We start from the raw sequence: 24,003 nt of genomic DNA, 5'->3' as shown, positions 1-24,003 counted from the left end.
GTTTTTTCCGGTGCACAAATGAAGTGGTCTAATTGGAGTAGTGAGTTACCCCCACCAATTAGACCTTCACTTTGTATCATTTCATATTTAATCAAAGACCCGATTGATAGGCACGCCAACCACCCAAATCGCTAATATCCTTAGCGCCTTCGAGACCGTAAGGTTCACAAATAAAGCCACTGACCATACGGCCATCCTCGAGTTGTACTTTACCAATACCCAGGGGCGCGGGTATATCAGCCACAAAACTACCAAACTCAGTAGCGGGAATTGTCCATACTTCTACTTCTATCTGTACCCCATTTTCATGATTAGCCACTAAGCCAGGTTTACCTAAGGCATTACCTGTTAGCGCATAAAATCGATAATTGGCTGAGGTTTTTGTGGTTTGGCTAAGCGTAGCCCCACGCTCTGTTAATTGCCAATTAAGAGGCATACCTGATAAGTGAGCACCACACACTAGAACATCAATGGTATCTGTTTTGCCAATGCTATTAGGTACGGGCAATTGGTCAGTTTGCAGAATGGGTTTAATTCTCTCTGCGATAGACAATAATGCTCTATCGGTAAATGCAAAACCAGCCAGGGTGATACCAAAAGGTAAGCCTGAATCCGTTTTATCGGTTGGCACTGCAAGCGCGGCCATGTCTAATAAATTCATAAAATTGGTGTAATAGCCGAGTTGGCTATTTCGCTCAATGGGCTTATCGAGCATTTCTTCAACTGTGAACAAGCGCCCGGCCGTTGGCGTCAATAGGCAATCAATACTCGCTAGTTGTTCAGCACATTTTTGCTTGAGGGCACTCAAACGGTATTGGGCTTCAAACAACTCAGTAGCTAGCGGTGATTTCCCTTGGATAATGATGTCTCTAACCACAGGATGCATGGCTTCTGGCTGCGTTTCCAAAATTGATCTAGTGGCTATGTAACGCTCTGATACCCAAGGGCCCTCGTATAATAAAAGCGCAGCTTCATTGAAGGGGTCATAGTCAATCTCAACCAAGATAACACCACTCTCGGCAAGTCTGGCAACACAGCTTTCGTACGCTTTTTTATACCCGGCATCACCAAAGAATTTGAGTTGATGCTGAGGAATGATACCAATAGTTAGTTCACCTTCACGCTGACCAAAGTGACGTTGGGAATTCCCATAAACATTTTCCCGACTGTAAGGATCAGCCTGGTCATAACTTTCTGCACACCCCAAAACAAGGTTGGCATCTGCCCCGGTCTTAGTAAAAATACTTACAGTATCTAAACTTTTACAGGCTGGTACTACTCCCTTAGCAGACAGCAATCCACAGGTAGGCTTAAGACCAACAAGATGATTAAAAGCGGCCGGCACGCGCCCTGAGCCGGCGGTATCTGTACCTAGGCCGAAACTTGCCATACCTAAAGCCACCGCAACGGCAGACCCAGAACTTGAGCCGCCGCTGATATACTTGCTGTCATGACTATTTAAACATGCGCCCCACGGCGAGCGTGTGCCATTCAATCCGGTGGCAAATTGATCTAAATTAGTTTTTCCTACTGGCACTGCACCTGCATCAATCAGGTTTTGTACTAATGTCGCAGACTGAGTTGGCGTATACGCAAACTCCTTACATCCCGCAGTGGTTGGTATCCCCGCCAGGTCGATGTTGTCTTTTATCGCAAACGGTATTCCCCAAAGCGGGTAGTCGGCAGGATTCATATCAGCAAGGCGAGAAAAGTAAGACTGGAGTTCTTCTTCGCTAAGGCGATAAATCCAAACATTGTGTTCTTCATACTGAGAAGCAGTTTCAGCTATCTTTTTAAACACTATTTCCGGGGTTATTTCGCCAGCCAAATAGGCCTTACGCAAGGTGCTAATTGCTAAATCATTCGTTTGGGGTAATGACATTATTCCGTCTCCATTACAAATAAGGCTTGGCCTTGTTGAATTCGTTGTCCATCTTTTAATAAGACATGGGTCACCTTTCCGGCCTGCGACGCAAGCAATGGAATTTCCATTTTCATAGACTCTAAGATTGCGAGTGTTTGCCCCTGTTCAAGAATTTGGCCTTGATTTACCTGTGTCTTCCACAGACTGCCAGCCACCGGGCTTTCTATAACTAAACTATCTTCTGGCCAATCTTGCTCAAGCTCAACCAGGACTTCTTCTACCGGTTCGAAGTTAAATTGACCATTGGCATGCCATTCAGCCAATTCGTTAGCAAACTCCTGGTCCCGTTTCTCAATAAAGGCATCAATTGAATCGGCATTGTCTTGTTTAAACTGCTGATAATCAGCCAAACTAAACTCAGTATTCTCAATTTTTAACGGATACTTGCCCTTCGGAAAGTCTTTGCGTATTTCTTCTAACTCATCGTGAGTGACTTCGTAAAAGCGGATCTGATCAAAAAATCGCAATAGCCAGGGTTTACTAAACTCCTTAGTTTGATGATAGCGATTCCACATTTGCAAAGTACGACCAACAAACTGGTAGCCTCCAGGACCTTCCATTCCATACACGCACAAATAGGTGCCACCAATGCCAACAGAGTTTTCGGCGGTCCATGTTCGAGCAGGGTTATATTTAGTCGTCACTAATCTATGCCTGGGGTCAATGGGCACCGCAACAGGTGCGCCTAAGTACACATCACCTAAGCCCATCACTAAATATGAGGCTTCAAACACTATCTTTTTGACCGCTTCTATGTCTTTAAGACCATTAGCCCGACGAATAAACTCTAAGTTTGACGGGCACCAGGGCGCATTTGCACGCACCGATTGGGTGTATTTTTCGATGGCTTGTCGGCATACTTCATCATCCCAAGACAACGGAATATGAACAATTCGCGATGGTACTGTGAGGTTAGTCAGTTCTTTATGTAGCTTAGTCTCTCCGACTATTAAGTGCTCTATAATGGTTTCATGACTTAACTTGCGTGAATCAAAATGGACCTGTAACGAGCGAATACCAGGCGTTAGCTCCTTTAACCCATCCAGGGTGTTTTGTTGTAGCCAGTTTAGCATGGCATTCGCTCTAAAACGCAGGGCCAAATCTAACTGCAGCTCACCATATTCAACCAACAAAAACTGGTCACCTGCCGCACGATAGACAATTTGATCACCAAATTCAGTCGCGTCCAGGCTTTTGATAACAGGACTGCCAATAGCGCTGCTTTGCCAGCTGTAATGGCTATGTACCAGGGTATCTATAGAGTCTTGTTGAGCGATATCCAGTTGACGGGCTGTACCCTGATCTACATTGACGAAACGAATGCTATCACCGGCTTTTAACTGGCCTAACTTCCACAAATCAGCTCGTATCACGGTGGCGGGGCAAACGAATCCCCCTAGAGACGGACCATCCGGGCCTAATATCACCGGCATATCGCCAGTAAAATCTATGGTGCCGAACGCATAAGCATTGTCGTGGATATTAGATGGGTGCAGGCCTGCTTCTCCACCGTCTTTTCTAGCCCATTCAGGCTTCGGCCCAATGAGCCGAACACCGGTGCGGCTGGAGTTATAGTGTACCTGCCAGTCAGTTTCAAAGAATGTCTTAATATCATTTGGGGTGAAGAAATCCGGGGCGCCGTGAGGACCGTACATCACGCGTATCTCCCACTCATTGCTTATATCAGGCAATAATTCAGTGGCTAAGGCTTTTACAGGAGACTGGCTGGCACCGGTATCAAGTAACAACACATCGCCGGTGCGCAAAGCTCTGCCATTGTGACCACCAAACCTACCTAACGTAAATGTTGAGCGCGAGCCTAAATATTTCGGGCACTGAATGCCACCAGCCATACTTAAATACGCTCTGGCACCTGCCCCTGTGATTTTACCAATACTTAGCACTTGCCCGGCTTTTACCGCTATTGCTTGCCACAGTTCGATGTCTTCGCCATCTAACGTAGCACGGGTTGCCGCACCGCCAAGAGCAACGTAAGTGTCACAACTAAACTTTAGACTGGGACCATCTAAAGTGATCTCTATACCTGCAGCGTCTTCATCATTACCTACCAGACGATTCACTAACGCAAAAGAATAACTGTCAAACGGGCCAGATGGCGGCACACCTACATCCCAATATCCTTTACGCCCCGGCAAATCCTGGATGGTGGTCATAGTGCCGGCTTTGATCACGTCTATACGCTCTGGCGAAAACGTAAATTCATTCAAATAACGAGTAGTCACTCTACCATCAACTAAACGCTTGTCGGCGCATAAAGCCTGCAAATAAGAGACATTGGTTTGAGTGCCATAAAGATGGGTATTCGACAACGCTTCCATCAATAAAGCTAGCGCTCTGGGTCTATCTTCTGCGTAGGTAATCAGTTTAGCGAGCATAGGATCAAACTCGCTGGCGACCTCAATCCCGCTTACCAGCCAATGTTCAACCCGAACACCTGCCTCATCCGGGAACTCCACTTTGCTTAATAATCCGGGACAAGGCGTGAAATTCAGGTAAGGATCTTCTGCGTAAATGCGCACCTGAATAGCATGGCCTTTTGGCGTTAACCCATTTCTGATTTCAGATAAATCAGCCAAGGTACCTGCGGCTTGCTTTATCATCCATTCGACCAAGTCAACTTGAAACACTTCTTCAGTTACACCGTGCTCAACCTGTAAGCGAGTATTTACTTCAAGAAAATAAAACGCTTCGGTTTCAGCATCAACAATAAACTCGACTGTTCCTGCGTTTCGGTAGTTTACCGCTGCGAGCAGGGCTTCTGCGGTATGATGCAAAGCAGCGCGGGTAGCCTCAGTCAGATTAGGTGCTGGACATTCTTCGAGAACTTTTTGATTACGCCTTTGGCTGGAACAGTCTCGTTCTCCTAAAGACACAACTTTGCCTGCTCCGTCACCGAAAGCCTGAACTTCAATATGCCTGGCCTGGCTTATGTACTTTTCGAGAAACACGCCGTCATCAGCGAAATTACTCTTGCCTAAGCGTTTTACCGATTCAAATGATTGACTCAGTTCATCATCGGTATGACATAGTTGCATGCCAATTCCGCCACCACCTGCTGTGCTTTTTAGCATCACTGGGTAACCAATGTTATTGGCCTGTTCTAAAGCATGCTCAAGACTATTTAGTAACCCGGTACCAGGCAATAAAGGCACATTGGCTTTTTTCGCTAATTCCCGGGCGCTATGTTTTAATCCGAACTCGAGCATTTGCGCCGCGGTTGGCCCAACAAACACGATACCCTCTTGCTCACAGCGTTTTACAAAGTCTGGATTTTCACTCAGAAAGCCATAACCTGGGTGTATTGCATCAACCTTTAGCTGTTTTGCTAACTCAATAATTTTATCAATGTTTAAATATGTATTGGCGGCTGAGCCCTCCCCTAAACAATGAGCCTGAGATGCTGTGGAGACATGTAAGCTGTCGGCATCAGCCATGGCATATATGGCGATACTTTCAATCTTTAGCTTATTTAAGGTTCGGATGATCCGCGTTGCTATGGCACCCCGATTAGCGATAAGTACTTTTTTAAACATTTTATGTTCCTAACAAACACAGTTGTGAAAAACGTGTTCCTGACTATGTAGCCTGGACAAAAATGGTCGTCACTATAAGGCTATTGACCTGACAACTTTTAGAAGAACAGATCAGTCGTTCCAAATGAACAATTCAATCGGTGTTGGGTTGTAGCCATTACATGGATTATTGAGTTGTGGGCAATTTGAAATTAGCACTGTAATATCCATTAATGCGGTAAATTCTACATATTTACCTGAGCCAGAAATCCCATCTTCAAAAGTTAAACCACCTTCTTCTGTGACTGGAACATTCATAAAAAAATTAACATTATGAGTAATGTCTCTTTTTGATAATCCGAACTCCGGATGCTCTGCAATAGCTAACATCCAATTGTTTCTGCAGGAGTGCATATGACGCTTTTCAAGGCTATAACGCACTGTGTTACTCTCGTTTGAACAAGCTCCACCGAGGGTATCGTGGCGACCACAGGTATCAGCAACAATTTTCAACATCGGATTACTGCGATTTGACAATAGTGTGGAGCCGGTTGTTAAGTAAACTTGTTGTTGAGCGCGCAGAGTATCAGTTGCACTATAACGTTCACTCGGATCTTCTTGCGCAAAAAACAAAGTATCCGCTGCCTGATTACCTTCTAAATCGAGAATGCGCATAGTTTGCCCTTGCTGGAGCTTCGTAAGCGAATAATCACCGGCGTCAACGACTAAGTTGAATATTGCTTTATCGTTGAGCCTCGGGCTTTCAATTAATGTTTCTGCGACAGACATAGTCTTCTCCTGGATGCGGCTGTAAGAATTGCGGTTGAATGAACAAAAAAGGCCAATTCAGGGCGCTGTTTAAAGTAGATACAGTGCATTGTTTTTAAAACCACGTTTGTTCTCTTCGCAATGGTTTAAGCAAAGGTCGTTTGCTTCAACGGGCGCGCTTTTACTTAATTCAATTTTTACCGGATTGCGTGGATACGTTTCACTTTCGTTTAGAGGATGCGGGCAGGTGTGCATGATCACTAACGTATCCATCTCAAAACGCAAAGTAACCTCACTACCCGCCGGACTATGAGTGGGCTGATACTGCATGACCCCGGCGTCATCAACAGATACTTTACTAAACCAATTGATATTGGCAGCCATGTCTGCTTCACCTAAACCGTATTTAGCCAGTTCGGTTAAAAAGGCGTCATGGCCATTTTGATTCCATAGGTTACGCGTGGTTTGGTAGTCACGTTTACCCCATTTTTGCTCAACCATTTGCGCATTGCTGTTACCACAAACTGTCTCGTGCCAACCCAATGTATCCTCAATAATCGAAGCAAATATCCGCCCCATGTCGGAATACAAACAGTTTCCTTGCGTTAACTTAAATGTGTGTTGACACTTTAAAGTATCAGGTGCGTTGAAACGCTCTAACAGATTTTTGGGGTTATAAAACAACATGCCAACATTTGCCCCGCCGTAAATATCGCTCAGGCGCATACTGGTGCCCTTTCGCACTTCTAACGACCAATGGCTTGCGCCTTTCATCGTGGTGGAATAACTTTCTAAAGGTTCCATAAACCCCTCTTATATAAATCTTTTTTAAAACAAATTAAGGCATTACAGCGAGAGTTTTATTCAAGTCACTCTTAATGCCCTGATATAACTCACTATCGGTTTGTCCAACCGGTAAGTCATAAGTGATGTTTGCGCCATAGGCATTATGAAAGGTGGGATCAAGTCTAATCTTATCTAACACCCATAACCGCGTACCAAGGTAAAACCCTTCTTTCAAATCGTGGGTGACCATAAATACCGTTAATTGATGTTCCTTCCACAAAGACAATACGAGTTCATGCATTTCCGCCCGGATACCCGGATCTAAAGCGCCAAAGGGTTCATCCAGTAGCAATACTCTTGGGTTTGCCAACAATGTTTGCGCAATGGCTAAACGCTGGCGCATACCGCCGGACAAATCGCTTGGGTATTTATTAAACACATGCTTTAAGCCAACTTGCTCCAGCATTGACTTAGCTTCCCCGACAGCCTTTTTTTTAGCACTGCCAAATAAATAACCCGTGACACCGTTTTTTTGAAAACCTCTGGTCGCAACCACGTTTTCAAGAACGGTCATATGTGGGAACACAGAGTAATGCTGAAATACTATGCCTCTATCTGCATTTGGTTGGTCGGGAATGGCTTCGCCATCCAGTAACAATTTGCCTTTTGTTGGCGTAGAGGTACCTAACAACATATTCAGCAGCGTACTCTTACCGCAACCAGAGGCGCCCACCAACGTAACAAATTCACCCTTTTCTACTTTAAAATTTAAGCGTTCTAAAATAGTGTCCTGGCCAAAAGACTTCCAAATATTCTTGCCTTCAATCATGACTTACCTACCGCTTCAAACCAGGGGAATAGTTTTTGATTAAGCTTTATCAATAGCCAATCAATGATAAACGCTAACAAAGTGATCCATGCCACGTAAGGTAGAATCAAATCCATTGATAAATAGCGCCTGACTAAGAAGATGCGATACCCCAAACCATCCGTAGAGGCAATCGCTTCTGCTGCAATTAAAAATAACCACGCAGCGCCCATCGCTAAACGAATGGAGTTAAACAAATGAGGTAAGAGCTGAGGTAAATAAACACGAAGAATAATTTGCATACTGTTTGCGCCCAGCGTAAGCGCTTTGACTAATTGCTGGTCGGGTATTTCTTGAGCCCTGCGGCTGATGTCTCTGGCGATCATAGGGGCAATACCTATGGTAATCAGGGCCACTTTAGACACTTCACCTAACCCTACAACGATAAATAATATCGGCAATAGGGCTAGAGGAGGCACCAAAGAAATAACCGTGATCAGAGGTGTCAGGGCGGAGCTAAATACGGGTAAGGCTCCTGTCATTATACCCAGCACTAAACCAATAAGAGCCGCTATACTCAATCCAAAACCCAAACGTTTAAGGCTACTCGCCGTGTCACTCCATAACACATACTCACCAGTACGCTTGCTCGGTTCCATAGCAACCCGCTTAACTGCGTCGCCCATGGTAGAAAAGCTTGGAAGTAACTTATCATTGGGGTTATCAGCCAGACGTGCACTAGACCCCCCCATGTAAACCAATAGCAACAGTACAAAAGGCAACATACCCAGAAATATATGGGTCGAAGATTTTGGTTTGTATATAGTTAAACGTTTCATTCGCTCTTTCCCTTAGCCTTCTGTAACCGCCTGGTAGACAATCTTTGGTTATAGCTTGCCTTCAGCGGCCATTTGGATATAGGTCGGGTCAAAACGAAGTTTAATATTTCCTTTATTGCCAAAAACACCGGTTGGCGTTTCTATGCCAATGAACCCGGCATCTGGCGCACCTTCTCCTAATAAACCGTGATCAAATGAAAACTCTGCAACGGATTTCATAGTGCTGAGTAGTTCGTCACTGTGTAGTAAATCCAGAGCTTGAGCCGGAGTGTAGAACATTTCAGTGAACGCAAGTTGCGCATTGTAACCTTCAAGGTCTGTGCCTGAAGCAACGCCCATGTATGTGCGAGCAGCTTCAGACATCGCACTGTCAGGCTGCATTTGTGACATAATTTCATACCATGCACCAACCAGGGCTTTACCTAACTTAGGGTTGGCAGCTAAAACATCTGTATTAACCATAAGGGTATCAATGATTTCACCTGGTATTTGTGCTGAATTAAATACCTTATTTGCTCCTGGCATTGAAGCAATCTCGTTAAGCATGGGGTTCCATGTAACCAATGAGGAAATTTCACCAGAAGAGTAAGCGGCAACCATATCTGCATCCGACGTGTTTACTACTTTGAGATCTGACTCTTGCAAGCCAACAGTTTCAAGAGCGCGAGCAAGTAAGTAGTGAGACACACTTAGTTCAACTAAGTTAACATTCTGGCCTTTTAGTGACGCCAATCCCCCATCGCCTTTCACAATAATGCCATCGTTACCGTTTGAAAAATCACCCACAATTAACGCAGTGGTGTCGATGCCACCGGCTGATGGAATAGTAAGCGCATCCATATTCGTCATGGTACAGGCATCAAACGAACCCGCTGTATATTGGTTGATTGACTCGACATAATCATTGATTTGCACGACTTCGATTTCGATGTCATACTTATCAGCCCACTTTTTGACTATGCCTTTTTCGGCGCCATAAGCCCAAGGCATCCATCCAACATAGATAGACCAACAGATTTTGAAACTGGATTTTTCTTGAGCGCTCACATGCGTTGAAACTAACATGCTGCATAGAAGAACGAGTAGCGGGAACACTTTGATCATAATAACCTCATTAACGTTAGTTTACACATAGAGTACCCATGGCTGCGCCAATCAAGTCTCCCGGGCTTTTATCCCGCCGTGTAACCTGTTAATAAAATTATTAACTGAGGTCGTAAACTCTCGGTCCAGACGCGGTGCTTAATGCACTGCCGGAACCCTAGATTACTATTTAAATGTGGTAGGACCGCGACAACAAAGGGTACGACCTACAGTGAACAAAGCAAAAAGATTGCCAACTTACGAGACTAATTAAAAACAAATAAAATCAAAACTTTAGATCGCATTTACCTAATTTGGAAAGTAACTAGGAAATCCAGGCTGGCTGAATACGCACCAAAAAGACGCAAGGCGCACTCATTTCAAGCATAATTAACTACCTGGAGTTTCTACTACGAAATCGCTCGGGTATAAACACGGGATAACCATAGTCACGAGCACCTCGGCCGACGCCATTCATAATGATAAAATCATTGAGAATACGAATATCTTTAGAACCGTTGATCAGCTTTACCGCGAGATATGCCGAATTAAGGTGCTCAGGATAGAGCTCCAGACTTCTTTCTTCGGGCCGGTAATTGCTTCGAAGCCTGTAATCTAAGCCTGGTCGTTTTGTCATCTCAATACGCCCTCCAAGTATCATGCTCACTGGCGAAGAGCCAACTAATTCCCGCAATTTTTTTAAAGAACTTCGATAAGCTTTAAAGTCCCGAATAACAAGCCTTCCTGGATAAAAGGTGTTTCCGGTAAATAACAGATCAGACCAAGGGTCGTAAAGGCTCATCGCCTCAGCATCCAAACCTGGCGTCGGCAGTGCGTCTAAGACTCGTCCACCCAGATCTAGTTTTCCGCCTTGCAGCCAATTGCTGCCCAGGACTTTGCGCCTGGACTCTTCATCCGGTGGAATAATTAACGTGTTAGGTCGGTTGGTAAACTGTTTGAGCGCCGCAACTTGCGATTGATGGGAGCCCAAGGGCAAGACAATTAATTCCGGTATGCGGGTATTTTGAGCATAAGCCCATCGCTCCAGCAATCTATCAATTACCTGGTGCAGCGGGAAATACTCGTCCTCCTCAGTGGCCCCGGTATCCAGTAAAGCAGCACGCTCATTACCGATCACTAAATACATGAAGGGGGCTTCCCAATTTACCGCAGGATTTTGACGCAATATGTACGTGTGTTCGTTGTAACGATGGACTTGGATTCGTGGATCCTGATTCGCCTTTGCTGATTGGCTGCCATGAATCCAGCTAAACCTCAGATTACCAGGAGCCGGGTCGTCTCTTTCAAATGAAATCTGTGCCTGTACGCTATTACAAAACAGTAATAGTATATTTATTATTAAAATGGACTTGGTCAGCATAATCTATAGGTCCGTTGTATAAGCCCAGGGGACTTCGTTATAAATTAGGAAATCGTCGTATCGATAGATCCCTGGTTCTTCGATTTCATAGCTTGCTTTGACCGCTTCGTCGAGCATCTCAATGTTCATTTGCATTGGCGGTTCATTTGGTTGCCAGGTTGTTCCGATAGGGTAATCCACGCCAGGTTCGCGCGTCATCTCAATATGATTATTGACCAAATAAGCCACAGGATTGTCGTTAGCGATATCCCGTAATTTGCGGATACTTGTGGCCCAAGCATTCCAATCATCTATATACAAACGGCCTCGGTAGAACATATCTCCCGTGTACAGTAGATCTGTCCAGCCATCATAGATGGCGATCTCAGAGCCCTGGTGGCCGGGAGAACCAGTTACAGTGAGCTCTCGGCCGCCGAGATTGTAAGTCACAACTTGCTCAGGGTAATTATCGATACCCCAGAATGCCATTACTTCCTCGTGAGTAAGACCAACCATCACCGTATTGGGCCGATCAACAAACTGATTCCATGCCGCATAGTGGTCGCCATGCAAATGACTATTGGCAACGATCAACTTTGTATTACTTTTGCCATGCTTAATTTCCCAATCTGCAATTACCTGGTCCACAACTGTACGAAGCGGGAATAGCGCTGGCGAAGATGTAGAGCCCTGATCGATGAGCATAGCCACGCCATCACCAAAAAACAGGTACATAAATGCACCTTCATAATTAATAGCCTTATTTTCCCGCAAAATATAAGTGTGCTCATTATAAGCGTGTACCTGAACTGCCGGGTCGGTGTTATCCATCGCTGACTTGGAGCCATGAATCCACTCATCAGGGAACTCCCCCTCTGCTCTCCCTTCCAATGGAAAACTCAATGTAATACTCATTGCTGAATAGGCCATATCGAACGTCAGCAAGACAGAGGCTACAAGCACAATGCTAACTCCGGTTCGCAACTGCTCTTTTTTACCTTTTAAAGTCATACTAGTGCTATCCTCTTTACTAGCCAATAAGTTCCAATCCCAGCGATTGTAACCGTTGCCGGACGCGCAACCCGTTCTGAATATTTAGTCCAATTTCGTAACCAACCTATCGTCAGAAACGCAAGAACTAACACTGTTAGTTGCCCGACTTCAACGCCAAGGTTGAAGAAAAATAAAGCAGAGAAAAAATTATCGGCAGGCAGGATCAAGTCAGAAAGTGCTGCCGCGAAACCTAGTCCATGAAGCAAACCGAATATCGTCACTATCGCAAGCCGCCATCGAGCGAGAGAGTGGCTGTACAAATTGTCCACCGCTATGAAAATAATTGATGCTGCTATTAATGGTTCGACCACCGAGGCTGGAATTGACACCATACCCAAGGTTGCGAGCCCAAGAGTGAGTGAATGCGCAACAGTGAAACAGCTCACTTGATAAAATAGCGTGGACAACTTTGTAGATAAGAAAAACAGGCCCAACACAAAGACAATATGATCTAAGCCTGATGGAATAATGTGTTGAAAACCTATAGCCGCCCAGCTAATACTTGGTATCCAGTCCAAGAAGGCAATTATCAATCCCGCCGAAGTTGAAGTGTCTGACTTCGAGGAGTTTGGGTTTAACGCAATCGGTCTACTACTGCGTTCGTTGGCAGTCAACAATCGCGAGACCGGCAAAGGATTTTCTGCGGAGTCTACACGTAATAAGGTTGGCCAAGGGACTTTCAGATTTTCGTCAATACTCACTTCAACTACTTCGATAGCTGGAACTGATTTTGTGTCAAACGTAAACGCAAGTGTCGCCATCTGAGGTGAAAGGGGATTCTTAATGGCCTCAAGTGAAAGCGCCTCCAGCTGCCAGGAAAGCAAAAGAGATGGATAAACCTGGCCGTCGATGGAAACTTTAATACCCCTACTAAGCTGCTCAGCAAATGGGGCCAGTAATTGTGCTTGTTCAGCAGGTTGCGCTGAAACGGCTTGCCAATAGTCTGCTGGCCGCATTAATGACTGCCCTAAATCGATTTTAATGATTAGTTTTGCTGCTTCAGGCTCACGAATGTCCACTTGAACTTCGGTCATGTTAAGCAAGTGAGCATGCAAGTCGACTGAGCAGATCAATAACCAGAAGCAAACACTAGACACGCGCCATTTAACAAGTGGCCCTTTTTTAAACATAATTAATGTTTTCCATATTTTGTACCTTGCTTGCAACTGGTATCCTACGGAGGTGATTTCAAACGGCTATGAACATATGTAATATTGTTTTACGTAAGCGAACACACGTGTAGTGCGCAGGTTGCCCCAATCAAGCCACCTGGGGGTTTATCCCGCCATGTAACCTATCAACAAAGTGATTAACTGAGGCCGTAAACTCTCGGACCAGACGTAGAGTTTAGTTAGCTACGGAAACCCTGGATTACTATTTGAATTTTTCAGTGCCGCGACGACAATGGGTGCGGTTTATGTCATATAAAGCAAATGCATTGCCAACTTTTTGGTTTGACTAAAAGCTAATTTAAATCATACGAATAGCCAGTATTTAGGCCGTATCGTAGTTGACTTTCAAAATCAGACTGACTAAAAATGCACCAATAAAAAGCAGATGCACTCTTTTTCTGCATAAATAGTCGACTTTTAACTTTGTGTTCCTTTTTGGAAAGTGTTGTAACACCGGAATACAAGGGAATGGTAAAAATTTCTAATCGCTCAACGTCTTCTGTTAACGCATTACCTTGCCTAGTTTTCTGCATCACCGCGACGAATTTAAAGCTATAGCGAATTTAAAGCTATAGATTGTGAAGGCATATTATTAATATTTACATAAGATATTGAAATTAAAAAATATTTACATGTTTTTCTCATTTTCATTCATATTCGCACGTCGAAAAACAAATCTCGCTTAATTAAAAATGGCTTAAATTTTGCTCAATTTGGTAGATGTGTAGAACTACACTCAACTAAAAACAATCAGTCGGAGCAGAGCAATGACAAACAATGCACAAGACATTGACGCCAATCCCGGGGTCGATGAGGTTATCCCCAGTATAGCCCCTACTCAGAAAAGCTTGGCATGGGCATTAGTCCAACCCGTTCTTGTGATCGGCTCTATGTTACTTGTTGCTTTTATGGTCAGCGTAAACTGGCTTCACCAAGAGCTATTTTCCGCAATCATGATTGTACTACCGATACCACTTTGCATATTTGCAGAGCGGATCTGGACCAAACGTAAAGATTGGTTGTTGGAGCCAAAAGAGATGGTAGAAGACGCGTTTTGGCTGGCATTCGCTGGCTTTCTCTGGGTTCCGCTGTACAGCGATTTTTACGAAACACCTCTCTCGGAAGGATTTAGGGCAGTACGCGACTTAACTCCGTTACAAATAAGTTTAGAACCTACATCTGTGTTAGGGTTGTTCGGCGCCGCGCTTATTGTCTTGCTGATATCCAGTTTCGTCTACTATTGGCTGCATCGCGTGCAACACGAATCGCTCTTTTTCTGGCGTATGCACGCGACTCATCACCACATCACCAAAATGGGCTGTATGCGCGGAGACCGCACTCACCCCCTCGAATGGCTGACTTTGTTATTGGGAACTCCCGTGGCACTGGCGCTATTAGGCGCTAGCGATGGCGTCATGACCGTAGTGGGTGCTTTCAACATATGGAACGCAATCCTAAATCACTCCAATCTACCTATCAGAACGTTACCAGTCTACGACTGGATATTTGCCACGGCGCCGCAACACCATGCGCATCACGCTGTAGATCGCAGGCAATCAGACTCAAACTATGGCTGCATGATTATCTTGTGGGATCGCCTCTTCGGTACCTATTGTGGCGACGCAGAGGTTGGCCAAATCGGCGCTGGGAAAGCGAAGCCTCTCTCGATTAAAAAACAGTTGCTTCTGTCTTTCTATTCGAACGATAAACTCAAAGATTTGTAGTTTGTTTGTACAGTAGTGATAAACACCGCAGATATTTTGTGGAGCGTGTGGACGCAAAGATACTCTAAATCCCAAAACTCGGAGAACCTTCTATGTACAAGTCGCTCAAAATACGCGCCTTAAGTTATATGTTAATCACGATCGCTTTATCTGCGTGTACACGTGAGCTGGATGCTGATGAAGAACTGGCTAAAAACCTGGCAACAGCGGAGGGAATGATTGACGCGTTCTATTCGTTCGACCCCACCAAATTGAAGCCTTATCTTAGTAAAGCGGGCAAAGCTGAGGCAGGGATCCTGGGCTATCAAGCCTGGGCTGAGGGAGGCAATTATATAGTAATAGAGCGAGCGCCCTGCACTCTTGAAAAAGAAAATGTCATCGCCTGTGCGATCACCGTTCAAGACGACCCGGTTGTCGCGCTGGAAACAGGCTTCAACGTTACCGATACATTTCATCTGACCTTTGAGAAGGGTGTTATCACGGGAGTCAAAACCAGCTCCAATGATCAGCCTATTTATTACGAAGCTCGAAAATGGGTTGAGTCTAACCTTCCTAAAGTGATGGAAGGCCCCTGTAAACGAGTTGACGGAGTTCGCCCAACTCCTGGCGACTGCGCCAGAGCGATGACTGATGGCTATAAGCAGTTTATGAAAGCAAAAAAGGCCGAATCCAACGCAGCGTTTATACCCGCCGAGTTTGAGCCACCAGTTCTCGTCGAAACAACTGATTTCGACTTGGTACCTCTTGGTCCTGATTTGGTAGATCTGGATTTCACTGCCTATATGTCTTCAATTGAACATCTGCAGAAAACCTTCACTCGCAGCGAGAATTGGCCACACGAGAACATTTCGGCTGAGGATGCGATGCAAGATATGTTAAATGAGCAGAGCCGGTTCAATCAACGTAAGTCATTCGCTTATGGAGTGCTTAGCAAAGATGGAAAGCGAGAAATGGGTTGTGTGTATATTAAGCCAAGTAAGAAACCCGGTTATGATGCCCAGGTTACATTGTGGGTCACGAAAGCTGATTTTGATGCGGGTTTTGACGCAGCGCTTTTCGAATGGACTCAGCAATGGGTAGAAGAAAACTGGCCCTTCGCTGAGGTTGTCTATCCAGGCCGAACCATAGAATGGTCAGAGTGGGATCAACTGTAGCACGTTAAACCAGTTAAATAATTTAAGGAAAATACTATTTGATAGCCAATGACACACACGAATTGAGTGGCAATGAACACGAATGCAGTTTGTGTGAAAATACGTTTGACAAAGCAGGTATGCGCTTTTGTCCAACATACAATCAATCTATTTCTACACGTTGTAGCCCAGATGTTCGTCGCGAAGAACAATGCCGTGAAGACACCACACTATCAGCTCGGGCGCTTTCGATTTTTGAACGTTATTTTAGTGCTAATACGTTACACTTCCTTTCAACGCCTATTGCCCAGAGTTTGTTACTCACCTTATTATTAACTGGCATGTCAGCCACTATTTTGGTGTTAATCTACTGGCAAATTCCTATGGCAACGCCAGAGTTGAAAACTGTATTTGCCGCGACCTTGTTCAAGATATTTTTCTTTTTGTTGATCATCACAGGCGTAGTAAGCTGGCTATTTACACTGGCAAGGTTTAGTAACCGCTTAACGTTAAACGAATTACGAGCGCAAACAAAAGCGCTGGCTACCGAAGTAGCAGCTCATGAAAGAACCGCCCGTGCTTATCAGTTAGCGAAAGAAGAAGCAGAATCTGCCAATAAGGCAAAAAGCCGCTATTTAGCAGGCTTAAGCCATGAATTAAGAACCCCCTTGAATGTGCTGTTAGGCTACGCACAATTGCTGTCTGGCGACGGGCGTATGCCCAAACACGCCAAAGAACCCTTACACACGATGAAACGCAATGGAGAATATTTAAGCGACCTGATTGAAGGCGTATTAGAGGTATCCAAAATCGAAGCCGGGCGTTTGTCAGTTCATCGCGAAGACATTCAGTTACGCCCTCTGCTAGAACAATTAGTTGCGATGTTTCAGCAACAGGCGATTTCTAAGGGGTTAACTTTTAACTATCACTTTCCTTCGCACTTACCTCATTTTGTCTCGGGCGACAAACAACGTTTACGCCAAATTTTAATCAACTTAATCTCCAATGCCGTTAAATTTACTCAGCGCGGTAGCGTTTCTTTCGCAGTAAGATACCGTAACGAGGTATGTCACTTTGTTATCAAGGATACGGGCCCTGGGATCGACGAAAAGGATCAGGAAATCGTCTTTCACCCGTTTGAAAGGGTATCACATAGCAACACAGCAGTATCTGGAACTGGGCTTGGTCTGACTATTTCCCGGGCACTGGCAGAGCTTATGGGAGGTGACATTAGCTTAGCCAGTACCCTCGGCCAAGGCAGCTGCTTTAGTGTGAGCCTTATGCTGCCACGGCTGACTAACACCAATAGGATTCCCGTTGATGAAGACAACAATGTAACAGGTTATGAAGGCCCGCGAAAAACTGTAATTACCATCGACGATGAAGCCAGCCAGCGTCAACTAATGCACGATATCCTCACTCCCCTGGGGTTTAATGTAATCACTGCAAATGACGCTAGTGAAGGCATAGCCATGTTGGAACAGCATCCGATAGATCTTATTTTGCTCGATTTAAAGATGCCCGAAATAAGTGGCTGGCAAGCAGCTAAAATGATACGACAGTCAGGTAGCAAGGTGCCCATTATTATAGTGTCAGCTAACGTGCGCGAACTCGATATGGAAGACAATGCACAGCAATACCACAATGAGTACCTTACCAAGCCATTTGTTATTAACAACCTGATAGACAAACTAGGGCACTGGTTAAATATTGAGTGGATAAAACACGATGATGAAAGTCACGCACAATCAACCATCGAAAATGCCCAAAACAAACCCTTGGTAGGGAAAAATCAGTATCAAGCCCTTAAGTCGCTTGCTGAAATAGGTTACTTATCAGGCTTTACCGCAAAATTAGAAGACATATCAGACCACTTCTACATGCCTATGGAAACTCAAAAAACACTGAAACAATTGGCCTCGCAAATACAATTTGCCAAAGTGGTCGAGAAACTTGATGAACTTATCAACTAGTTAACCGCTAGGGCGCGTATCGCGATACCCGCCGCTGTTGTACGGTTTTCTACGCCTAATTTTGCAAAAACCTGTTCTAAATGTTTGTTTACGGTACGTGGTCCGATATCCAGAATATGCGCAATCTCTTTATTGGTTTTACCGTTCGATAACCAGTACAGCACTTCAGACTCACGGCCTGTCAGATTGAGCGTTGTTTTCAGTTTCTCCTCGCCAGACATCACTTTAACTGCGTGATTAACTCTAAACGTGCTATCGCCATTTTCACGCTGCGACACGAACGCGAGTTCACACCCACCACCTTTATAGGCCACACTCTGTGTCACTGTCTTTAATTCATCGTGAGACAGAATATGCTTAACCGCAGGAATTAAACTCTCGTGAAACCAATCGTCTGCCAGAGGAATATTAGATAAAAAATCGTGGGTTTGCGGAGTAGCCCATAGCAACTCTCCCACTTGATTGACTGCGAAGAGGTTTTGCCCCATAGAATCCAAAGCTTGTTGCGCGCTGGAGGTTATTTGCGCATTGTTCGCGTGGATTTTAATGCGCGCTACCAGTTCATCCGGATTTACAGGTTTAACAATATAATCTACACCTCCAGCGTTCAGGCCTTTGAGGGTACTCTTTGAATCGGTTAATCCTGTCATGAAGATAACAGGAATATGCTGTAGCTCGCGATTTTGTTTGAGCCGCACGCATGTTTCGAAGCCATCTATTTTGGGCATCATAGCATCAAGTAGAATAATATCGGGCTTGATTTGCTCGGCGATAGTGATTGCCTGGCCGCCTTCTAGCGCGACCAACGTACTAATACCTTCCTTTTCAAGAATATCGTTAATTAAGCTAAGGGAATCAGGTGAATCATCAACGACTAACACCGTGTACATAAGCGCCATCCAACTAACTTAAACGAGCAAATCATACAAAATATTAATAGTCAGTATAAACACAAATTGCAGCCATACGCACGGGTATTTTGCGTATCCAGAATACATTGAAAACCTGAACGGACTCAATGTTTACAGCTTAGCAGCAGCGCTTGTCTATTCTTCGGCGAATCAGTTTCAAAATGCGCCCATTCAAATGCATACTGCCTTATCGATGGTGACAGATGCATCCGACGTATTGTCTGTTTTACTCGCCGGTAACCACAGCGTGATTGCCGGCCGATTTGAAAGTGCCGGAAGAAGATCCTTTCGCATAGAAAGTGCAGGTGAACTTTGGTCGTAGAGATGTGTCACCCTATGTTAATCACATAAGGTTCATGTGGGCGTAAATGCGTGAAAGCATTATCGCGCACTTTCCAGAACAACCACACCAAACCATCGACATCCAAACCTACATGGCCGAAGTGGAAGACAAATATGTTACAGACGCCTACCAGTCACTGTCCATTGAAGGCTATCGGGTAACTCGCGAATTAATTGAACCTTTAAATTCAACGCATTCTTGATCAACAGTTCGGCCCAGTGCCGGGTAATCAAACATGTTGACCGTGTAAAGCTGCTTTTCACGTAAGATAAGGCTTTTTGTACACTAACCCTGGTGGCTATATAAAAATAGGCGTTAAAGGCGGAGTTAATAACGAGCCTTGTACAAAAAGTTACGATCCTGAATCATTGGGCTGTGAAACTGCTCGAAACGTGTAGTTGTGTTGGCCATCAGAAAGCGTTAACACGCTTACGCCTTCTTCCTCACCAATAACGAATTCCAAGCTTAACAACCCTGCGCCGATGACAAATAAAGCATTGCTTCCATCCTGATTTACTTTTTTATCTACTTCCGCTGTCCACACGCCCTGATCTAAAAATACCTTGTTATCCTCTTTTATTATTTTTAGTTCACCGAGGTCGTCGCTGATATAGGTATCTGCAAGGCGGTCAACGATATCTTTAGACGGAGGATAAACAAATTCACTATACCACTACATACCAACTCTTTATTAGAGTAGTAAATTTGCTGGTGTACAGTTAATTCCATGCTCAATCCTTGGTTGTGCTAACGCTAAGCTAACGGGCACAAATGCAGCGGTAACATTGCGAAGCACCGCTGCGTTTGTGTCCCAGTGTGGCACGCAGTGGCACACGTGTTAAGCGCTTTGTTATGCACTTGCACGCTGCTGAAAAAAACTGACACAACCGTACGCTAATGGCAATTGAACCGCATACCCCAAAATAATGATGGTTCTATAAACAACATCGTTGCCTGAAAACTGTATAAGGTTTCTAATCATATGCCAGTGCATAAAAACAAAGACAATAAACGCCGCAAACAGTAAAGGCTTTAACAAATTGGTTTTGATTAGTTTTGTAGCGCCATAGGCAAACGGTAGTGATATGGCCATATTGATTAAAACATCATGGAAGCCGAGCAAAAGATAATAAAGCTGTTCGTGGTTACGAATGAAGCTCTGAAAATGCTCCAGAATAAAACTCATTGGGTTGTAGCTAAACCAGACAAATATTCCGACAAAGAACAGATAGAAAAACCACACGATAGGTAAAGCTAAATAGATTAAGGCACGATTTTTTATCCATAAAAGCTCCTATGTATCCCTAGTGCATAACGCCCAACTCTAACGAATCCCCTCATAAATTAAAGCAGATTCAATAATATAGACACGCATAGTGCAATTTGATCTAATTCATTTCGCCAAAAACATACCAGAACAACACACCATGCGTGATATATCTATCTTACATGATTTACTCAAAAATCAATGCCCGAATTTACATCAAAAACGTCTATCTTCTTTAATGGTTGCTGTGCAATCGTTGCTTGATGGACAGCAACTGTCGCTTACCGAATTGGGCCGCAATATCACCGGGACGGTTGCCGCGAAGCACAACATTAAACGGATTGACCGGCTGCTTGGTAATCACGCTTTGCACAACGAGAGATTCGATATTTATCGCTGGCATGCAAGGCTTCTCTGCGGGGCGAATCCAATGCCAATAATACTCATTGGCTGGTCTGATGTACGAGAGCAAATGCGCCATCAAACTCTGCGTGCATCAGTAAGTTTTGAGGGCCGCTCGGTCATTCTCTACGAACGGGTATTTCCATTTTCTCAATACAATTCTCCGGTCAGTCATAATCCCTTGTTACGAGAATTAGCAGCCATTCTGCCTCAGCGCTGTTGTCCGCTTATTGTCACTGATGCAGGCTACCGAAACACCTGGTTCCGTGAAGTTGAAAAGCTTGGTTGGTTCTGGCTTGGACGTGTCCGGGGTGAAGTTGGCTTTCGTGAACAGGGGCAATCTAAGTGGCGCAGCAACAAGTCTTTTTATCCTTCAGCTAATGCCAAGGCGCGTTACCCAGGGTTTGGTCAGTTAGGTCGTAAAAGCCTGTCCACTTAACCATACGTTTACCAGACGATAAGCATAACCGATTGAAGGCTTTGGCTGCGCATAAAAAAGCCCAGTTAAATATCTGGGCTCAAATATATCTTCCGACTAAGCTTTTTATTGCTAGGCCTTTTTCTTTCTTCTAGAGAAACCAATTCCAGCTAGCCCAAAACTCAGAAGAGCAAGTGATGCCGACTCAGGGACAGCTGCGACATTATAGGAAATGTTATCGAGACCAAAATGTGCTATAGGCCTACCATCTCTAATAAGTCCTGGGTCAGTAAACCCATCGAACAATACCGTTTTCACTCCCGAGACATTAAACCCATATGTAACCCAGTTTTGTGTGTCTGCTACAACAGAGGATAAAAGGAAGTTACTATCATCAAATAGGCTGATTGTTAATTCTGACATAAAAGAACCACAGCAACTCGGATCTATTGTGAGATCTAAACTGTTAAGAGTTACAGCACTATCAAAAGTAAAATATTCTCCACTTTCTCCATAAGCATTAAATGCGTAACCTGAGAATTGATGAAATCCATCGGGATGGGATGGTGCTACTTCGAAACTAAAAGTAACATCCCCAATCCGCTCAATCGCAACGCCATTATGATACGAATCAACGGTTGAAAAATCTATCAAGGTGGCGTTCACTGAAAAAGCCGACATCAGTAACATTAGGCCTAGAACTTTTTTCATTTTTATCCCCAGTTAGAAAGACTGCAAAGCGATTACCCAAAAGCAATAAATACGCCAAGAATCTTTTCACGTTGTTTTTTATAGGTTTTTACTCCCCCCTCCTCAAATCGATTCGCGAAAGTGTAAAAATAGATGACCCTTATGCGGGTAATTGTAAAACTATTTTACAGTTGGGTAATGGTGCTCTTTTTACTGCCTAGACACAATGACTCCCTGTGAAATGCTAGCCCCCGCATTTTCGTGGGTTAACTTTATACGTGATGAAGGCACTGCTAACAGGTCGTAGAAGCACCTTCGAAGGCGTTTACTGATTGAGGGGGCGCACAGCTGCGTCTTTGCAAACGCTATCAGCGTATGAGTAAAAAGGGTAAACACTACAACTTTATCATTACCGCGATTGCTCGAGAAATGGCAGCCTACATATGGGCTATCGCTAAAGAAGTGGTTCTCACATCAGTTAATCCAAAGCTGAGACTAAGCCGAGTACTTGCATGATAAACTCTTAAGCAATTTGATACTTATTGAGCCTTCTCCCCAGCTTAGCCAATTTCTTGGCTAAGCTGGAAGGCGACCAAACCAAAACGGAGAAGACTCAATGCAATTTTATACTAACTTACATCCTTTTTACTGCGGAATCGATCTTCATGCGCGAATGCTCTACGTTTGCATCCTCGATGAACGTGGCGACATTCTGGTTCACAAGAAGATTAAAGACTCGCCTGAACAGCTTTTAACACTACTTTCTCCCTATCTGGGGAATATTGTTGTCGGTGCCGAATGTATGCATTGCTGGTATTGGCTCAGTGATTTTTGCGAACAGCACAACATCGACTTTATACTTGGTCACGCCTTGTACATGAAAGCTATTCATGGCGGCAAAACCAAAAATGATAAAATTGACGCGTATAAAATTGCCAAGCTTATGCGGGGCGGCAATTTCCCTCTGGCTTATGTTTATCCGAAGGAAAAACGGGCTATCCGGGACTTATTACGAAGACGAACCCATGCCATGCGCCACAGTGCTGAATTAAAAGCCTTTGTTAAGAATGCGCTTGCCCAGTACAACCTGTCACTTCCCGAAAAATCAGATTTAAGTTACACCACGGGCCGGGATGCTATGCGCGGCTATTTTCCTGACCCACTGGTACAACGCAGTGTGGATATGAATCTGCGTCTGATTGAAATTTATGACCATGAAGTTAGCAGTATCGAATGTTATGTAGAGAAGATAACTAAAAATGACAACGGCCGTGACTATCATCTGCTACGTTCATTGCCGGGTGTCGGACGGGTTCTGGCTCTGACGATTCTTTACGAGATTGGCAATATCCAGCGCTTTGAGAGTGTTCAGAAGTTCGCCTACTATTCACGGCTGGTCAAATGCAAAGCAGAATCAGCAGGCAAAACATACGGTACTCAGGGCAATAAAATCGGTAATGCACATCTTAAGTGGGCATTCTCGGAAGCAGCGGTGTTGTTCTTGAAAGGCAACCCACGTGCACAAGCATATCTCGCTAAGTTACAAAAGCGCATGAGTAAAGCAAAAGCACTCTCGGCCCTGGCCCATAAACTCGGGCGATGCATGTATTATATGTTGAAGAATAAAACGGTGTTCGACAGTGAACGCTTTTTAGCAGGGTAAGTCGCGCAGGCGGATGAGCTGAAAATCTAACTGGTCGAATGGCGAGTATCATGTTTATCACTTATTTAGGCATGTGAACCTGCAATGTGATGAACTATACCGGTGTCCACAACCACCACGCTTTGATTAGACATCCGCCTGTTGCGCAACAAT

General features: G+C 44.5%; 20 protein-coding genes, 2 pseudogenes and 1 riboswitch. Of the genes and pseudogenes, 8 read left to right on the top strand and 14 right to left on the bottom strand.

The annotated features are described in order from the left end of the window. Nucleotides 1-91: 91 nt before the first annotated feature. The 10 genes from atzF to KO518_RS07160 all read right to left on the bottom strand — a co-directional run bounded on the left by atzF (nt 92) and on the right by KO518_RS07160 (nt 13,284). A complete protein-coding gene (atzF, locus tag KO518_RS07205) occupies nt 92-1,882 on the bottom strand; it encodes an allophanate hydrolase (protein ID WP_216025146.1) in 1,791 nt (596 codons plus the stop codon). Then, entirely contained in the window at nt 1,882-5,478 is a 3,597-nt protein-coding gene (uca, locus tag KO518_RS07200) for an urea carboxylase (RefSeq protein ID WP_216025145.1), read from the bottom strand. Before uca ends, atzF begins: the two co-directional genes overlap by 1 nt. A gap of 111 nt (nt 5,479-5,589) precedes the next feature. Beyond that, nucleotides 5,590-6,246: an urea amidolyase associated protein UAAP2 gene (locus KO518_RS07195; protein WP_216025144.1), complete on the bottom strand. Its 657-nt coding sequence runs from the start codon at nt 6,244-6,246 to the stop codon at nt 5,590-5,592. 69 nt (nt 6,247-6,315) lie between these two features. Further along, on the bottom strand, nt 6,316-7,029 hold the full coding sequence (locus KO518_RS07190) for an urea amidolyase associated protein UAAP1 (RefSeq protein WP_216025143.1): 714 nt from the start codon (nt 7,027-7,029) through the stop codon (nt 6,316-6,318). 34 nt (nt 7,030-7,063) lie between these two features. Beyond that, the gene (locus KO518_RS07185) at nt 7,064-7,840 is read right to left on the bottom strand and encodes an ABC transporter ATP-binding protein (RefSeq protein ID WP_216025142.1); all 777 of its coding nucleotides are present in this window, start codon (nt 7,838-7,840) and stop codon (nt 7,064-7,066) included. Then, on the bottom strand, nt 7,837-8,658 hold the full coding sequence (locus tag KO518_RS07180) for an ABC transporter permease (protein ID WP_216025141.1): 822 nt from the start codon (nt 8,656-8,658) through the stop codon (nt 7,837-7,839). The genes KO518_RS07185 and KO518_RS07180 overlap by 4 nt, the downstream gene beginning before the upstream one ends. A gap of 48 nt (nt 8,659-8,706) precedes the next feature. After that, entirely contained in the window at nt 8,707-9,762 is a 1,056-nt protein-coding gene (locus KO518_RS07175; protein ID WP_216025140.1) for a putative urea ABC transporter substrate-binding protein, read from the bottom strand. Between the two features lie 55 nt (nt 9,763-9,817). Then, a riboswitch (guanidine-I (ykkC/yxkD leader) is annotated at nt 9,818-9,934 on the bottom strand. Nucleotides 9,935-10,135: 201 nt separating this feature from the next. Then, nucleotides 10,136-10,888, bottom strand: coding sequence for a hypothetical protein (locus tag KO518_RS07170; RefSeq protein WP_216025139.1), 753 nt, complete (start codon nt 10,886-10,888; stop codon nt 10,136-10,138). 237 nt (nt 10,889-11,125) lie between these two features. Next, complete coding sequence (locus KO518_RS07165; RefSeq protein WP_216025138.1) at nt 11,126-12,112, bottom strand: MBL fold metallo-hydrolase; 987 nt, start codon at nt 12,110-12,112, stop codon at nt 11,126-11,128. After that, complete coding sequence (locus KO518_RS07160) at nt 12,109-13,284, bottom strand: HupE/UreJ family protein (protein WP_216025137.1); 1,176 nt, start codon at nt 13,282-13,284, stop codon at nt 12,109-12,111. Before KO518_RS07160 ends, KO518_RS07165 begins: the two co-directional genes overlap by 4 nt. A gap of 809 nt (nt 13,285-14,093) precedes the next feature. On the opposite strand from KO518_RS07160, the gene KO518_RS07155 reads away from it, so the two are divergent. The 3 genes from KO518_RS07155 to KO518_RS07145 all read left to right on the top strand — a co-directional run bounded on the left by KO518_RS07155 (nt 14,094) and on the right by KO518_RS07145 (nt 18,156). After that, on the top strand, nt 14,094-15,050 hold the full coding sequence (locus tag KO518_RS07155; protein WP_216025136.1) for a sterol desaturase family protein: 957 nt from the start codon (nt 14,094-14,096) through the stop codon (nt 15,048-15,050). 92 nt (nt 15,051-15,142) lie between these two features. Then, the gene (locus tag KO518_RS07150) at nt 15,143-16,204 is read left to right on the top strand and encodes a hypothetical protein (RefSeq protein WP_216025135.1); all 1,062 of its coding nucleotides are present in this window, start codon (nt 15,143-15,145) and stop codon (nt 16,202-16,204) included. A gap of 38 nt (nt 16,205-16,242) precedes the next feature. Then, nucleotides 16,243-18,156: an ATP-binding protein gene (locus tag KO518_RS07145; RefSeq protein ID WP_216025134.1), complete on the top strand. Its 1,914-nt coding sequence runs from the start codon at nt 16,243-16,245 to the stop codon at nt 18,154-18,156. Here KO518_RS07145 and KO518_RS07140 read toward each other — a convergent pair. Further along, a complete protein-coding gene (locus KO518_RS07140) occupies nt 18,153-19,046 on the bottom strand; it encodes a response regulator (RefSeq protein ID WP_216025133.1) in 894 nt (297 codons plus the stop codon). The two genes, KO518_RS07145 and KO518_RS07140, sit on opposite strands and share 4 nt — an antisense overlap. Before the next feature lie 196 nt (nt 19,047-19,242). Here KO518_RS07140 and KO518_RS19865 point away from each other — a divergent pair, with 196 nt between their 5' ends. Next, nucleotides 19,243-19,389: a hypothetical protein gene (locus KO518_RS19865; protein ID WP_252736008.1), complete on the top strand. Its 147-nt coding sequence runs from the start codon at nt 19,243-19,245 to the stop codon at nt 19,387-19,389. A 46-nt stretch (nt 19,390-19,435) separates the two neighbouring features. Continuing rightward, complete coding sequence (locus KO518_RS19860) at nt 19,436-19,612, top strand: hypothetical protein (protein WP_252736007.1); 177 nt, start codon at nt 19,436-19,438, stop codon at nt 19,610-19,612. Nucleotides 19,613-19,762: 150 nt separating this feature from the next. Here the strand turns inward: KO518_RS19860 and KO518_RS07130 are convergent, their stop codons facing one another. Together KO518_RS07130 and KO518_RS07125 are read right to left on the bottom strand one after the other, a co-directional pair. After that, nucleotides 19,763-19,954 carry a hypothetical protein gene (locus KO518_RS07130; RefSeq protein WP_216025132.1) on the bottom strand — a complete coding sequence of 64 codons (192 nt, stop codon included), beginning with the start codon at nt 19,952-19,954 and terminating at the stop codon, nt 19,763-19,765. A gap of 306 nt (nt 19,955-20,260) precedes the next feature. Next, nucleotides 20,261-20,596, bottom strand: coding sequence for a hypothetical protein (locus KO518_RS07125; RefSeq protein WP_216025131.1), 336 nt, complete (start codon nt 20,594-20,596; stop codon nt 20,261-20,263). Nucleotides 20,597-20,837: 241 nt separating this feature from the next. Here KO518_RS07125 and KO518_RS07120 point away from each other — a divergent pair. Beyond that, nucleotides 20,838-21,506 (top strand): annotated as a pseudogene (locus KO518_RS07120) (IS4 family transposase); the annotation flags it as partial. A gap of 123 nt (nt 21,507-21,629) precedes the next feature. On the opposite strand, the gene KO518_RS07115 reads toward KO518_RS07120, so the two are convergent. Beyond that, nucleotides 21,630-22,208 (bottom strand): PEP-CTERM sorting domain-containing protein, encoded by a 579-nt coding sequence (locus tag KO518_RS07115; protein ID WP_216025130.1) that lies wholly within the window; start codon nt 22,206-22,208, stop codon nt 21,630-21,632. Between the two features lie 321 nt (nt 22,209-22,529). Here KO518_RS07115 and KO518_RS07110 point away from each other — a divergent pair. Together KO518_RS07110 and KO518_RS07105 are read left to right on the top strand one after the other, a co-directional pair. Continuing rightward, nucleotides 22,530-22,703: pseudogene (locus KO518_RS07110) on the top strand (IS110 family transposase); the annotation flags it as partial. Between the two features lie 100 nt (nt 22,704-22,803). Continuing rightward, nucleotides 22,804-23,850 (top strand): IS110 family transposase, encoded by a 1,047-nt coding sequence (locus KO518_RS07105; RefSeq protein WP_216025129.1) that lies wholly within the window; start codon nt 22,804-22,806, stop codon nt 23,848-23,850. Nucleotides 23,851-24,003: the final 153 nt, after the last annotated feature.

Origin of the sequence: Aestuariibacter sp. A3R04 (assembly GCF_018860805.1) — a bacterium.
GTDB lineage: Bacteria > Pseudomonadota > Gammaproteobacteria > Enterobacterales > Alteromonadaceae > Alteromonas.
The sequence above is the reverse complement of the archived record's forward strand: the minus strand, read 5'-3'. Positions and strand labels throughout refer to the sequence as shown.